The sequence below is a fragment of the Microbacterium sp. KU4F genome, from assembly GCF_056868075.1.
The window spans coordinates 1,843,103-1,856,995 of the sequence record NZ_CP200324.1 but is presented as its reverse complement, the minus strand read 5'-3'; the positions used below and the strand labels follow the sequence as shown (position 1 = coordinate 1,856,995).

At 68.5% G+C, this 13,893-nt stretch carries 13 protein-coding genes; 8 read left to right on the top strand and 5 right to left on the bottom strand.

The genetic code is table 11. From position 1 onward, the window contains the following. Window positions 1–71 precede the first annotated feature (71 nt). Window positions 72–1,634 (top strand): lysine--tRNA ligase, encoded by a 1,563-nt coding sequence (gene lysS, locus AC1VNH_RS09465; protein WP_483111069.1) that lies wholly within the window; start codon window positions 72–74, stop codon window positions 1,632–1,634. 1 nt (window position 1,635) lies between these two features. Here lysS and AC1VNH_RS09460 read toward each other — a convergent pair whose 3' ends face one another. Further along, window positions 1,636–2,751 carry a DUF4192 family protein gene (locus AC1VNH_RS09460; RefSeq protein ID WP_483111068.1) on the bottom strand — a complete coding sequence of 372 codons (1,116 nt, stop codon included), beginning with the start codon at window positions 2,749–2,751 and terminating at the stop codon, window positions 1,636–1,638. Between the two features lie 99 nt (window positions 2,752–2,850). Between AC1VNH_RS09460 and AC1VNH_RS09455 the strand changes: the two genes are divergently transcribed. From AC1VNH_RS09455 to AC1VNH_RS09440, 4 genes are all read left to right on the top strand, one after another. After that, on the top strand, window positions 2,851–3,033 hold the full coding sequence (locus tag AC1VNH_RS09455; RefSeq protein ID WP_243230952.1) for a hypothetical protein: 183 nt from the start codon (window positions 2,851–2,853) through the stop codon (window positions 3,031–3,033). A gap of 67 nt (window positions 3,034–3,100) precedes the next feature. Continuing rightward, entirely contained in the window at window positions 3,101–4,570 is a 1,470-nt protein-coding gene (gene cls, locus AC1VNH_RS09450) for a cardiolipin synthase (RefSeq protein WP_460738721.1), read from the top strand. Between the two features lie 116 nt (window positions 4,571–4,686). Then, entirely contained in the window at window positions 4,687–5,385 is a 699-nt protein-coding gene (locus tag AC1VNH_RS09445) for a hypothetical protein (protein WP_483111067.1), read from the top strand. 366 nt (window positions 5,386–5,751) lie between these two features. Continuing rightward, window positions 5,752–6,702, top strand: coding sequence for an endonuclease domain-containing protein (locus AC1VNH_RS09440; RefSeq protein WP_483111066.1), 951 nt, complete (start codon window positions 5,752–5,754; stop codon window positions 6,700–6,702). 301 nt (window positions 6,703–7,003) lie between these two features. Here the strand turns inward: AC1VNH_RS09440 and AC1VNH_RS09435 are convergent, their stop codons facing one another. Both AC1VNH_RS09435 and AC1VNH_RS09430 read right to left on the bottom strand, forming a co-directional pair. Beyond that, window positions 7,004–7,234: a helix-turn-helix domain-containing protein gene (locus tag AC1VNH_RS09435; RefSeq protein WP_234074327.1), complete on the bottom strand. Its 231-nt coding sequence runs from the start codon at window positions 7,232–7,234 to the stop codon at window positions 7,004–7,006. Beyond that, complete coding sequence (locus AC1VNH_RS09430; RefSeq protein ID WP_483111065.1) at window positions 7,231–7,851, bottom strand: hypothetical protein; 621 nt, start codon at window positions 7,849–7,851, stop codon at window positions 7,231–7,233. The genes AC1VNH_RS09435 and AC1VNH_RS09430 overlap by 4 nt, the downstream gene beginning before the upstream one ends. Before the next feature lie 198 nt (window positions 7,852–8,049). Here AC1VNH_RS09430 and AC1VNH_RS09425 point away from each other — a divergent pair, with 198 nt between their 5' ends. The 3 genes from AC1VNH_RS09425 (at window position 8,050) to AC1VNH_RS09415 (ending at window position 11,893) form a co-directional block, all read left to right on the top strand. Beyond that, the gene (locus AC1VNH_RS09425) at window positions 8,050–10,575 is read left to right on the top strand and encodes an ATP-dependent Clp protease ATP-binding subunit (RefSeq protein WP_243230960.1); all 2,526 of its coding nucleotides are present in this window, start codon (window positions 8,050–8,052) and stop codon (window positions 10,573–10,575) included. An 82-nt stretch (window positions 10,576–10,657) separates the two neighbouring features. Then, window positions 10,658–11,161: an amino-acid N-acetyltransferase gene (locus AC1VNH_RS09420; RefSeq protein WP_243230962.1), complete on the top strand. Its 504-nt coding sequence runs from the start codon at window positions 10,658–10,660 to the stop codon at window positions 11,159–11,161. A gap of 57 nt (window positions 11,162–11,218) precedes the next feature. After that, a complete protein-coding gene (locus tag AC1VNH_RS09415) occupies window positions 11,219–11,893 on the top strand; it encodes a hypothetical protein (protein ID WP_483111064.1) in 675 nt (224 codons plus the stop codon). Here the strand turns inward: AC1VNH_RS09415 and AC1VNH_RS09410 are convergent. Next, window positions 11,890–12,885 carry an IS481 family transposase gene (locus tag AC1VNH_RS09410; protein WP_483111062.1) on the bottom strand — a complete coding sequence of 332 codons (996 nt, stop codon included), beginning with the start codon at window positions 12,883–12,885 and terminating at the stop codon, window positions 11,890–11,892. The genes AC1VNH_RS09415 and AC1VNH_RS09410 overlap by 4 nt on opposite strands. A 106-nt stretch (window positions 12,886–12,991) precedes the next feature. Beyond that, window positions 12,992–13,846 (bottom strand): CE1 family esterase, encoded by an 855-nt coding sequence (locus tag AC1VNH_RS09405; protein ID WP_483111060.1) that lies wholly within the window; start codon window positions 13,844–13,846, stop codon window positions 12,992–12,994. Window positions 13,847–13,893 lie beyond the last annotated feature (47 nt).

Here is a 13,893-nt window from a genome sequence, read left to right as displayed (position 1 = left end):
CCCTCCGGGGGCAGCCGGGCACCGCAGACGCCCCGGATAGACTTGACGGCGACTTCCGAGGAGCCCCCACGATGACCTCTCAGCCCGAGAACGCCGCGCCCGCCGAGACCCCCGAAGAGGACGTCTTCGAGCAGAAGGCGGTGCGACTGGCCAAGCGCGAGCGACTCATCGCGGAGCGGACGGATGCGGCCGGCGGGGCCTATCCTGTCTCGGTCGCGGTGACCGACACGATCCCCGCGCTGCGCGAGCGCTTCGCCGCCCTCGAGGCGGGCGAGGAGACCGGCGTCATCGCCGGCGTCGCCGGTCGCGTCGTCTTCAGCCGCAACACCGGCAAGCTCTGCTTCGCGTCGTTGCAGTCGGGCGACGGCAGCCGCATCCAGGCCATGGTCTCGCTCGCCGCCGTCGGCGAGGAGTCGCTCCAGCGCTGGAAGGAGCTCGTCGACCTCGGTGACCACGTGTTCGTGCGCGGCCAGGTCATCTCCAGCCGCCGCGGCGAGCTGTCCATCATGGTGGAGGACTGGCAGATCGCCTCGAAGGCGCTGCTGCCGCTGCCGAACCTCCACTCCGAGCTGAACGAGGAGACGCGCGTACGCTCGCGCTTCCTCGATCTCATCGTGCGCGACCAGGCGCGGACGACCGTGCGCACCCGCGCCGCGGTCAACGCGAGCCTGCGCGAGACCTTCGCCGGCCACGACTTCATCGAGGTCGAGACGCCGATGCTGCAGGTGCAGCACGGTGGCGCGTCGGCGCGTCCGTTCGTCACGCACTCGAACGCCTTCGACACCGAGCTCTACCTGCGCATCGCCCCCGAGCTGTTCCTCAAGCGTGCCGTCGTCGGCGGGCTCGACCGGGTGTTCGAGATCAACCGCAACTTCCGCAATGAGGGCGCGGACTCGACCCACAGCCCCGAGTTCGCGATGCTCGAGGCCTACGAGTCGTACAGCGACTACAACGGCATCGCCGATCTCACGCAGGAGCTCATCCAGAACGCGGCCGCGGCCACGAACCGCCTCGCCGGACGTCCGGAGGCGGGCCACGTCGTGACCTGGGCCGACGGCACAGAGTACGACCTCGGCGGCAATTGGGACCGCATCTCGATGTACGACTCGCTCAACGAGGCGCTCGCCGCATCCGAGATCGACGCCGAGCCCATCACCCCGCAGACGCCCGTCGCCGAGCTCGCCCGTATCGCCGAGGCCGCCGGCGTCGACGAGCCGCCGCACGCGACCCACGGCAAGTACGTCGAAGAGCTGTGGGAGCACTTCGTCAAGACGCACCTGGTGCGCCCGACGTTCGTCATGGACTTCCCGCTCGACACCAGCCCGCTCGTGCGCGAGCACCGCTCGATCCCCGGCGTCGTGGAGAAGTGGGACCTCTACGTGCGCGGCTTCGAGCTCGCCACCGGGTACTCCGAGCTCATCGACCCGGTCATCCAGCGCGAGCGGTTCGTCGAGCAGGCGAAGCTCGCCGCGCGCGGCGACGACGAGGCCATGCGCATCGACGAGGAGTTCCTGCGGGCGATGGAGCACGGCATGCCGCCCATGGGCGGCATGGGCATGGGCATCGACCGACTGCTGATGGCCGTCACCGGCCTCGGTATCCGCGAGACCATCCTCTTCCCGCTCGTCAAGTGAGTCAGCCGGGCTGAGCCCGGAACGCCCAATCGGGCAGATGGCCCGCGTCGACCATCGACAGCACGATGAGCGACAGGCCGTGCTCCGCGTCGATCGCGAGTGCCTGTTCGCAGTAGCGCGCGGCGTGGGTGGAGCGCCCGAGCGCCCAGGAGAGCCAGGCGCTCGCCGCCAGGATCCCGGGCCGATACGCGGCGGGAGCGGATGCGGCCGCGAGCCGGCAGACCTCGAGGGCGCCCGTGAGGCGATCGACGTCGGGGCGGGGACCCTCGCCCATCATCCACGCGCCCAGCTCGTCCGGGTACGCGACACCGGCGTCCCACTCCTGCTGGGCGGTGAGGGCGGCGTCCCCGCCGTCGACTCCGCGCACCCATGTCGCCAGCGCGATGTCGCGGAGCGCGGGACGCGCGAGGCACCAGATCAGCAGCGCGAGATCCTGCACGTCGACGTGCTCTGCGTCCGTCCCGTCGCCCGGCGGCGGCACCGCGCCGCGCGACGGAATCCAGGACTCGAAGAAGGCGGGCAGATCCTCCAGAGCGAGCGATGCGACGAGAGCATCGGGATGGATGCGGGCGTCCGCAGGGCGCGACCCGTTCAGCACCCACTCCAGCGCGCGAGCGCATTCCGTCAGCGCCCGACCGACCCTCTCGCTCCGCGCGAAGTCGACGTGCGGCAGCGAGGCTCCGGCGCCCTGGTCGGCGGCGGGGCGGTTCGTGCCCGCATCCGGATCTCCCGCGATCGTCCCGCCGAGTGCGGGATCCAGGTAAGAACGCCAGCGCCCGGACGAGATGTGCAGCGCGTCGATGCGTCGCAGCCCGCACGCCTGCGCCCTGACCTCCAAGGCTGCGACGAGCTCCGCGTGCGTCACGGTATCGGCGTCGTCGTACACGAGCACGGCGTAGGCGTCGGTGTGCTCGACACGGCAGGCGAAGCCGATGAGGGTCGAGGCCACCGCATCCGTGTCGGCCGCCGCGGGCGGCAGATCGACGCGCAGTCCGCCGCCGGTGCGCCCCGCGCTGAAGGGGATCAGCACCACGCTGCGTCGCGGCTCGTAGCCGAGCAGCCGTGGAACGAGAGAGAGGAAGTCGGCCGCATCCCGGGCCTTGATGATCGTGGTCATGGGTCGAGGCTGCGCTCTCGCGGCCGGCCGGAGCCGAACACACAGGCCGCCGCGCCGGGACCCGGCCGGTGTGGAGAAGCCGTCGCGTACGATGGAGGCGTGGAGAACATCTGGGTCGCGGCGCTGTGGTCGATTCTGCCGACCATCGTCGTGACGGCGACGTTCTTCTTCATCGTGCGTTCGATCCTGCGCATGGACCGCACCGAGCGTCGCGTGTATTCGCAGATCGAGGCCGAGGAGCGCGCGAAGCGCGGTCTGCCCCCGGTCGCCTCCGACCACTGAGCGTCCACCACGCGGCCATCCTGCGCCCTGCCACTACGCTGAGCAGGATGCGGGCGGGGGAGACGGCATGATCAACATCGACATCGATCTCGGATCGTGGTGGCTGATCGCGGTCTTCGTCTTCGATGTCGTGATCCGCATCGCCGCGATCATCATCGTCCCCCGCAACCGACGCCCCACGGCGGCCATGGCCTGGTTGCTGGCGATCTATTTCATCCCCGTGATCGGGGTCGTGCTGTTCCTGGTGATCGGCACGCCGCGGCTGCCGCGCAAGCGCCGGCGGAAGCAGCGCGCGATCAACGAGTACATCCAGCAGGCCACGGCGGGACTCGATCACGGCACGCTGCGTCCCGGCGCGCCGGGCTGGTTCACCTCGCTCGTGCGGCTGAACACCAACCTCGGGGCTATGCCGCTCTCCGGCGACAACGAGGCGCACCTGATCGCCGACTATCAGGAGAGCCTCGACGCGATGGCCGACGCCATCCGCAGTGCCCGGCGTTACGTGCACGTCGAGTTCTACATCCTTCAATCGGATGCCTCGACCGACAACTTCTTCCGCGCGCTCGAGGAGGTCCGCGAGCGGGGCGTCACCGTACGCGTGCTGCTGGATCACTGGGCCAACCGGGGCAAGCCGTTCTACCGGCGCACGCTGAAGCGCCTCGACGCGATGGGGGCCCAATGGCATCTGATGCTGCCCGTGCAGCCGCTGCGCGGCAAGTATCAGCGTCCCGACCTGCGCAATCACCGCAAGCTCCTCGTCATCGACGGCGACATCGCCTTCATGGGTTCGCAGAACGTCACCGACTCGACGTACAACCTGCGCAAGAACATCCGCCGTGGTCTGCACTGGGTCGACCTGATGGTTCGCCTCGAGGGGCCCGTCGTCGGCAGCGTCAACGCCGTCTTCCTCTCCGACTGGTACAGCGAGACCGACGAACTGCTGACGGAGGAGGTCGACGAGTTCGACCTGCGCCAGGCCACCGGTGATCTCGATTGTCAGATCGTGCCGAGCGGTCCGGGGTTCGAGTTCGAGAACAACCTGCGCCTCTTCCTCGGGCTCATGTACGCCGCGAAGGAGCGGATCATCCTCGTCAGCCCGTACTTCGTGCCGGACGAGTCCATCCTCAACGCCATCACGACCGCCTGCCACCGTGGTGTCGAGGTCGAGCTCTTCGTCTCCGAGGAGGGCGACCAGGCGATGGTCTACCACGCTCAGCGCAGCTACTACGAGGTGCTGCTGCGCGCGGGCGTGCGCATCTGGATGTACCGCAAGCCCTACATCCTGCACACCAAGGCCATGACGATCGACGACGAGGTCGCGGTCATCGGATCGAGCAACATGGACATGCGCTCGTTCGGTCTGAACATGGAGATCTCGATGCTCGTGCGTGGCGAGGAGTTCGTGGACGAGATGCGACAGGTCGAGGACCACTACCGCAACCTCAGCACCGAGCTCACCCTCGAGGAGTGGCTGCGCCAGCCCCTGCGCTCGACGGTGCTCGACAACCTCGCCCGGCTGACGTCCGCCCTGCAGTAGCGGCGATCGTGACCGGGCCGTTATCGGTCTTTCCGGTGATGCGCAGGCCACTCGGACAGGATGAGAGCCAGGAGGCCGCGTCGCGGCCGCATCCGCAGATCTCTGAGGGAGCCGTCATGCGCCGCACCACGACCCTGATCACCGTCACCGGCTCGTTGCTCATCGCCGCCGGCATGCTCACCGGATGCGTCGGCGAACCCGCGCCCGGCGAGTCGGCCGTCGCCGACCTGCAGCTGGATGCGGGGTGGGTCGACGGTGGCCGGATGATCGCGCTCGTGACCGAGGGCAGCTCGACCTGCGTGCCGGTCGCCGAGGAGGCCGTTCTCGCCGACGGTGTCGTCTCGGTGACGTTGGCCGACCCTGCCACCGACGCCGCTCGCCCCTGCACCAAGGACCTCGCGCCGCGCGTCACGCTCGTGGGAGTGCCTGAGGGCGTCGATCCCGCGCAGGCGACGCGTGTGGACGTGGCCTTCGGCAACGCATCCGGCAGTATCGAGCTGCCCGGTGCGGAGGGGCTGGCGGGGCCTGGATCGCAGACCGACTTCATGCCGAGCGCGGGCTGGCTCACCTCGGGCGGATTCGCGCTCGTGACCTGGGGTTCCTCCTCCTGCGCTCCCGTCGTGGACACGATCGAGAAGACGGCGGACACCGAGATCACCGTGACCTTCCAGACGCCGCCCGCGGATCGCGCCTGCACGATGGACATGGCCCCCCGCGCGCTGATCGGCGTCGCCGAGGGTGTGGCCGAAGGCCCCGGCATCGAGCTCGTGCTCGTCGGCGACACGTTCGACAACACCCGCGTCCCCGTCCTCTGACCTCGCGCGGCCCAGGCTCCGGGCCGGGGCACCCGCGTTGTTCGAGGGACTCGTGATGCGGTGTTTCTCGCCGATCCGTGACGTTTCGGGTCCCTCGAACGGGAATGTGGGGTGTTCGGGGGAGTCGTGATGCGGTGTTTCTCGCGGATCGGTGACGTTTCGGGTCTCTCGAACGGATGGGGCTGAGGCTCACGGGGCTGGAGGAAACGGCTCGCTCTCGGGCCGTCGACGCCCCGCGACAGTGCGAACTCGGACGGCATCTGTCCTCCGCAGCCGAGTGGGGGCGGCGTGTCGTCGCTTGCGGAGAACCTGTGACCCGGCGCTCCGTGGTGCCGGGCGCAGTGTGAGGGCATGACACCTTCAGCGTTGCCGGCGATCCTGGGCGATACCTTCTCAGTGGCGGCAGCGCGCGATGCCGGTGTCTCGCCGGCTCGATTGAGACACCGGGACCTCGAAGCGCCTTTCCGAGGGATGAGGGTCGCCGTCGATGTAGATGGTCGACCCGAGGGTGAGGATCTTGCGGATCTGGCTGAGCGTGTTCGATGCACGTGTGAGCAGTACGCGCTGGTCATGCCCGGCGACCAGTTCTTCTCCCACACGACCGCTGCGATCTTGTGGGGTCTGACGCTGCCGCCGGGACTCCTGCTGCAATGCGTCGAACGCGGCATCGATGTCGCCGTTCTGGCACCGGGTCGGACGCCGCGGGGCTCCCGCGTGCGGGGGCACAACGTCAAGGCATCCCATGTGTCGGTTCGTCTTCACCGGGGTCTCCGCCTCACCTCGCCCGCGAGTACCTGGGCCTGCTTGGCCGGCGAGGTGACCGACACCCACGAACTCGTCGCCATCGGGGACTCCGTCGTTCGCGAACCCACGTTCGGTTCCGGGAGTGGTGCACTCGCTACGCCGAACGAGCTCGCGGCGGCTGTATCCGTCGGCCGGCGGCCCGGGGTGCTCCGCCTTCGTGAGGCGCTGCCACTCGTGCGGACGCGGTCGCTCTCCCGTCCGGAGTCACTCCTGCGCTTACTTCTGGTGAGCAGTGGGATCCCCGAACCGGAACTCAACCACGCGATTCACGATCACACAGGTGCGGTCATCGCGTGGGGAGATCTCGTATACCCGCGCGAGAGAGTCGTCGTGGAGTTCGAGGGCGACCATCATCGGGTCGACCGTGAACAGTGGACCTCCGACATCCTTCGGCAGGAGCGACTGGAGCGGTGCGGATGGCTCGTCGTCCGGGTGACCGGAGTGCAGTTGATGACCCAGGCCACAGCGGTTGCCGGTCGTGTGCGCCGTGCGCTGCGCGAGCGCTCCTGGTGACACGGAACGCCAGGTGGTCGAACGTGTTCGAGGGACTCTTCTCGCGGATGCGGCGCGGATGCGGCGCGGATGCGGCGCGGATACCGTCGGAAAGAGAGTCCCTCGAACACGGAGAAGCCCTGTTCGAGGGACCCGAACTGCGCGGTTTCGGCCGATGAAGCGACAACAAGGGTCCCTTGAACATGAGGACACCCTGTTCGAGGGACTCGAACGGCGCGGTCTGGGCCGAGGAAGCGACAAGAAGAGTCCCTCGAACAGGGGGCGGGGCCCCGAGCCCGTGCGGGAGCGCCCCGGGGCAGGGTCAGTCCTGGCGGACGAGGAGGTCGCCAATCTCGCAGTCGAGGGCGCGGCAGATCGCCGACAGCGTCGAGTACCGGATGGCGCGGGCCCGGTCGTTCTTGAGCACCGACAGGTTGACCACCGAGACCCCCACGGTACGGGACAGCTCCGCCAGGGTCATCCCCCGCTCGGTCAGCAGCTCGTCGAGCCGGCAGTGGACTCCGCTCGGGCCGTCGTCCTCGGCGGGGCTCATACCAGGCCCTCGGTGTCGCGCTGCAGCCGGTCGCCGACCGTGAACACGGTGCTGGCCATCGCGACGATGAAGGCGGCGAGAATGACCGGCGGCAGGTCCACGCTCATGACGGGATTGTCGAACGTGCCCTGCGAGATGTCGCGGAAGGCATCGTTGGCGACCATGTTGCCGAAGAACGGGACTCCGAACAGTCCGGCGAGTCCCGAAGCACCCGCGGCCACGACGAGCACGGTGTTGCGACCGTTGAACACGCGCCCCCGCATGACCGACAGCGTCACCAGCAGCAGGCACACGACGACCGCGGTGACGGATGCGGCGAGCACGAGCTGCTGGATCACCAGCGCGCCCGTGCCGGCGACCGAGAGGCTGTTCGGGGCGATCCACCCGCGCTCGAGCACGACGTCGCGCATCGAGCCGTCCGGGCCGATCGGAGCGGTGACCGTGGTGTCGGAGAAGAGCGCCTCCACGCGAAGCGCCTTACCGCTGAGCGCGTCGACGATGCGTCCGATCGCGAAGAAGAGCGTGACGCCGACGACCGCGATCCCGGCGCCGACGAAGATCCACATCGCGGCGATGTCGCTGCCGCGCAGCACACGGGCTTGGGTGGGGGTGGTCATGAGGTCCTCCCTGGCATATCGAATATCGTTGTTATCGAAAAACGATATGGCATGACGGATGCGACCGCAAGCGTCGGATGCGGTGCGCCCACGGCGAACACGGGCTTGCCGCATCCGTGCTCTCGTTAGCCTCGATGTACAGCGCGCCGGAGGGTGCGCCCGATGTTGGCGTCATCTGGCGCCGGAGGAGTAGCCGCGATGTTCGAGAGATTCACCGACCGAGCCCGTCGCGTGGTTGTGCTCGCCCAGGAAGAGGCGAAGATGCTCAACCACAACTACATCGGTACCGAGCACATCCTGCTCGGTCTCATTCATGAGGGCGAGGGCGTCGCCGCCAAGGCGCTCGAGAGTCTGGGCATCTCGCTCGACGCCGTGCGCGAGCAGGTCCAGGACATCATCGGCCAGGGGCAGCAGCAGCCGACCGGCCACATCCCCTTCACGCCGCGCGCCAAGAAGGTGCTGGAGCTGAGCCTGCGCGAGGCGCTGCAGCTGGGCCACAACTACATCGGCACCGAGCACATCCTGCTCGGCCTCATCCGCGAGGGCGAGGGCGTCGCAGCGCAGGTGCTCGTCAAGCTCGGCGCCGACCTCAACAAGGTGCGCCAGCAGGTCATCCAGCTGCTGAGCGGCTACCAGGGCAAGGAGCCCGCTGGTGTCGCCACCGGCGCCGGCGAGCAGGCCACGACCGGTGCGCAGGGCGGCTCGGCCGTGCTCGACCAGTTCGGCCGCAACCTCACCCAGGCCGCGCGCGACAACAAGCTCGACCCTGTCATCGGGCGCGAGAAGGAGATCGAGCGCGTGATGCAGATCCTCTCGCGCCGCTCCAAGAACAACCCGGTCCTCATCGGTGAGCCCGGCGTCGGCAAGACGGCCGTCGTCGAGGGGCTCGCGCAGGCGATCGTGAAGGGCGACGTGCCCGAGACGCTGAAGGACAAGCAGGTCTACTCGCTCGACCTCGGCTCGCTCATCGCCGGCTCCCGCTACCGCGGCGACTTCGAGGAGCGCCTGAAGAAGGTCACGAAGGAGATCCGCACCCGCGGCGACATCATCGTCTTCATCGACGAGATCCACACCCTCGTGGGTGCGGGTGCCGCCGAAGGCGCGATCGACGCCGCATCCATCTTGAAGCCGCTGCTCGCCCGCGGCGAGCTCCAGACGATCGGTGCCACGACCCTCGACGAGTACCGCAAGCACTTCGAGAAGGATGCGGCCCTCGAGCGCCGCTTCCAGCCGATCCAGGTCGCGGAGCCGAGCCTGCCCCACGCGATCAACATCCTGAAAGGTCTGCGCGACCGCTACGAGGCCCACCACAAGGTGCAGATCACGGACGGCGCGATCGTCGCCGCCGCGAACCTCGCCGACCGGTACATCTCGGACCGCTTCCTGCCCGACAAGGCGATCGACCTGATCGACGAGGCCGGCGCCCGCCTGCGTCTGTCGATCCTCTCGAGCCCGCCGGAGCTGCGCGAGTTCGACGAGAAGATCGCCAAGGTGCGCGAGCAGAAGGAAGCAGCATCCGAGGAGCAGGACTTCGAGAAGGCCGCGTCCCTGCGCGACGAGGAGAAGTCGCTGCTGGCTGAGCGGCTGCGCCTGGAGAAGCAGTGGAAGAACGGCGACGTCGCGACCACTGCGGTCGTCGACGAGGGCCTGATCGCCGAGGTGCTGGCCCAGGCCACGGGCATCCCGGTGTTCAAGCTGACCGAGGAGGAGACCAGCCGCCTCGTCTTCATGGAGAAGGCGCTGCACCAGCGCGTCATCGGCCAGGAAGAGGCGATCGCGGCCCTCAGCCGTACGATCCGTCGTCAGCGCGCCGGCCTCAAGGACCCGAAGCGTCCCAGCGGCTCGTTCATCTTCGCCGGCCCCACGGGTGTCGGAAAGACCGAGCTCGCCAAGGCGCTCGCGGAGTTCCTGTTCGACGACGAGGGTGCGCTCATCTCGCTCGACATGAGCGAGTTCGGTGAGAAGCACACGGTGTCGCGGCTGTTCGGTGCCCCTCCCGGGTTCGTCGGCTTCGAAGAGGGCGGCCAGCTCACCGAGAAGGTGCGGCGCAAGCCGTTCTCTGTCGTCCTGTTCGACGAGATCGAGAAGGCGCACCCCGACATCTTCAACTCGCTGCTGCAGATCCTCGAGGAGGGTCGTCTGACCGACGGTCAGGGCCGCGTCGTCGACTTCAAGAACACGGTCATCATCATGACCACCAACCTCGGTTCGCAGGCCATCGCCGGCGGCCCGGTCGGGTTCCAGGTCGAGGGCAACGCACAGACGACCTACGAGCGGATGAAGGGCAAGGTCGACGAGGAGCTGAAGCGTCACTTCAAGCCCGAGTTCCTCAACCGTGTCGACGACGTCATCGTCTTCCCGCAGCTGAACAAGACGGAACTGCGCCAGATCGTGGGCCTGTTCACCAAGCGCCTCGCCGAGCGTCTGCTCGACCGCGACCTCACGGTGGAGTTGTCGGATGCGGCCAAGGACCGCCTCATCGAGATCGGGTTCGACCCGACGCTCGGTGCGCGTCCGCTGCGCCGTGCGATGCAGCGCGAGGTCGAGGACCAGCTCAGCGAGAAGATCCTCCACGGCGAGCTCAACGCGGGCGACCACGTGAAGGTCGACGCCGAGGGCGGTCGGTTCACGTTCGACATCGCTCCGCGCGGCGAGAAGGTCGCGCTGGGCGCGAGCGTCGCCGGTGAGATCTCGGCCACGCCGGACATCGTCGCTGGAAGCTGACACGCCACACGCACGAAGGGCCGGATGCGCACCGCATCCGGCCCTTCGGCGTTCGTGCCGCATCCCGGCGTAGGGTTGCACCGTGAGCGAGTTCACCGTGCGGCCGGCGCGGACGGCAGATGTGCGTGCGATCCACCGGATGCTGGAGCCGTACGTGCAGCGCCGCATCCTGCTCGGCAAGGACATCGTCGTGCTCTACGAGGCGGTGCAGCAGTTCCTGGTCGCCGAGGATGCGAACGGCGAGCTCATCGGATGCGGCGCGCTCCACGTCATGTGGGACGACCTGGGTGAGATCCGCACGCTGATCGTCGACGACGCGTGGCTGCACCGCGGCGTCGGGCGGGCGCTCGTGGAAGGTCTCGAAGAGCAGGCGCGCACGCTCGGGCTCTCGCGTCTGTTCTGCCTCACGTTCGAGGTCGACTTCTTCACGCGGCGCGGCTTCGCGCCGATCGGCGAACACGTCGTCGATCCGGACGTCTACTCGCAGCTGGTGCGCAGCCCCGACGAGGGCATCGCCGAGTTCCTCGACCTCGCGCACGTGAAGCCCAACACCCTCGGCAACACGAGGATGCTCAAGCAGCTCTGAGGGTCGCGCGCGGAGAGCCGCCGGGGCGCGGCGCCGGGTGCGACGTAGCCTGGATGCGTGAGCTCTCCCACCCCGCGTCGTCGCCCGTCGAAGGCCGTGTACCGCCGTCGCCGCCTCGTCGCGCTGATCGGTCTGCTGATCGTGGTCGGTCTGGTGTGGCTGTTCATCGCTCAGCCGTGGAACTCCGCCGCCGCGCCCGCGACGCCCGCATCCACGCCCGTCTCGACGCCCGACGTCTCGACGCCGGCCGCAACCGATGCTCCCGCGACCGATGCGCCGACGGACGAGGCGACGGCCGGCGGCGACGTGGCGGATGCCGGCATCCCCACGTGCACCAACAAGGACGTGAGCGTGGAGGCGCTGACGAACCAGTCCACCTACGCCGCCGATCAGAATCCGCAGCTCTCGATCCGGCTGAAGAACACGTCCGGCGCGGACTGCACGATCAACGTCGGCACGACGAGCCAGACCTTCACGATCACCTCAGGAGAAGACACCTGGTGGCGCTCGACCGACTGTCAGAGCGAGCCCAGCGACATGGTCGTGACCCTCGCGGCGGGCCAGGAAGTGACGAGCGCGACCCCCATCACGTGGGATCGGACGAGGTCCGCGGTCGACACCTGCCAGAACGCGAACCGGCCCAAGGCGCCGGGCGGCGGGGCCTCGTACCACCTGGCCGTGTCGATCGGCGGCATCCCCTCCGCGCAGTCGGCGCAGTTCCTGCTGAACTAGCTGTAGTGCCCAGTCAGGTTGTTTGAGATCCGGCTGATGGGCGGGAGCTTTCCGATGGCGGTGTGGGGCCTGTGGTGATTGTAGAAGTGCAGCCACGCGGGCAGGGCGGCGCGTCGTGCTGACTCCGAGTTGTAGTGCTTGGCGTAGGCCCAGCCGTCGGCCAGCGTGCGGTGGAAGCGCTCGATCTTGCCGTTGGTCTGCGGTCGGCGGGGCCGCGTGAACTTCGGGGTGATGCCGAGCTCTGCGCATGCGTGTTTCCAAGCGTGGGAGCGGTAGGCGGAGCCGTTGTCGGAGAGCACTCTCTCGACTCTCACGCCGCGGTCGGCGAACCAGGACGACGCTCGACGCAAGACGCCGATCGCGGTCTCTGCTCGTTCGTCGTCGTGGATTTCGGCGTAAGCCGCTCGGGAGTGGTCGTCGATGACGGTGTGGACGAATGCGTGCCGCATCAGCGGGTTCCGATAGTCGTTGCGGTCCTTCCCTGGCGTAGCGGCCCGGTTGCGGCGTCCTTGGGCGCGTCCGACGTAACGCCAGCCGCCGCCGTCGGGGATGTTGCCGAGCTTCTTCACGTCAACGTGGATCAGGGATCCGGGATGATCGTGCTCGTATCGTCGGGCGGGCTCGCCGGTGCGCACGTCAACGTGCGAGAGACGGTTCAGCCGACAGCGGGTCAGGACCGCGTGAACAGTGGAAGCCGACATCCCCAGACGCCCCGCGATCTGGACCGGGCCGAGGCGTTTGCGGATCCTCAGATGCACGATTCGCCTCACAAGGCTTTGCGGGGTCCTGTTCGGATGCCGGTGCGGCCGGCTCGACCTGTCGACCATCCCGTCGGGTCCGAGCTCGACATAGCGTCGAGCCCACTTCGCCGCGGTCGGATACGACACCCGGAAGTAGTCGGCCGCTGCTGACACCGACCAGCCATCCTCGATGATCTGCCTGGCCAGCCGGAGTCGTTGGCGCGGAGTCAGCGCCGCGTTAGCGTGGGACACGAGAACCTCCTCGGTTCAGAGCGGAAGCGGTAGCAGCTCCACTCTGCCTGGGAGGTTCTCGTCACATCAGGGCATCCAGATCAAACAACGTCCCCGGGCACTACAACTAGCCGCTCAGGCCGAACGCCTCGGCGGCGAGGTCGGCGAGCGAGATGCTCGTGGCCGTGCGGCCGATCAGGCGCGGCCCGGGCTTGGGGCCGGGGACGGTGTGGCCGCCCCCGTGCACCGTGACGAACGTGACCGGCGGGTGGTCCGCCTCCTGCCAGTCGGCGCGCTCGATGCGCGTGCCGTCGGGATGGGGTCCCGCATCCGCTCGCGAGGTGGGGGGCGAGGTGATGCCGTTGCGGCGGGCGAAGTATGCGGCGGTCTCGGGCGCGGAAAGCGAGGATCCACCGACGCGGAACACGAGCTGCGCCCAGCGCCGCATCCGTCCGCCCGCGTAGGGGACCACGGGATCCGCGGTGCCGTGCACGAGGAGAACCGGCACCGGATGCGGCGCGGGAACGACCTGGGGCAGCAGGAAGCTGTCGGGTTCGGGCAGTGTCGCGGCGACGATGGCGCCGCCGGCGAGTGGGGACGCGTCCTCGTGGAGCAGGCGCATGACCATCTGGCCGCCGTTGGAGTATCCGATCGCGTACACACGGTTCTCGTCGATGCCGTGCGTCTCGCGGAGGCGGGTGATCACGGCGCGCGTGAAGGTGACATCGTCGATTCCGGCGAGCCGCGCGGGGAACCGGCTCTCGCGGCGCGCGTCGTTCCAGTTGCCGCGGTAGCCGTCGAGGTAGGCGACGAGCGCACCCTTGTCGGCCAGTGCGTCGTACGCGCCGCCCGTGAACGCGCGATGGATCTCTCCCGACTGCCTGGATCCGTGGAAGACGAGAATCAGGGCCTGTCCTGCGCTCCGTTCCCCGACGACGGTGAAGGTCCGCATCCGCCCGTCGACCTCGATGTGCTCCGTCATGACTCTGTCTCTCCGGCCCCGCCTTGGTGCCCGACGACACGATATGC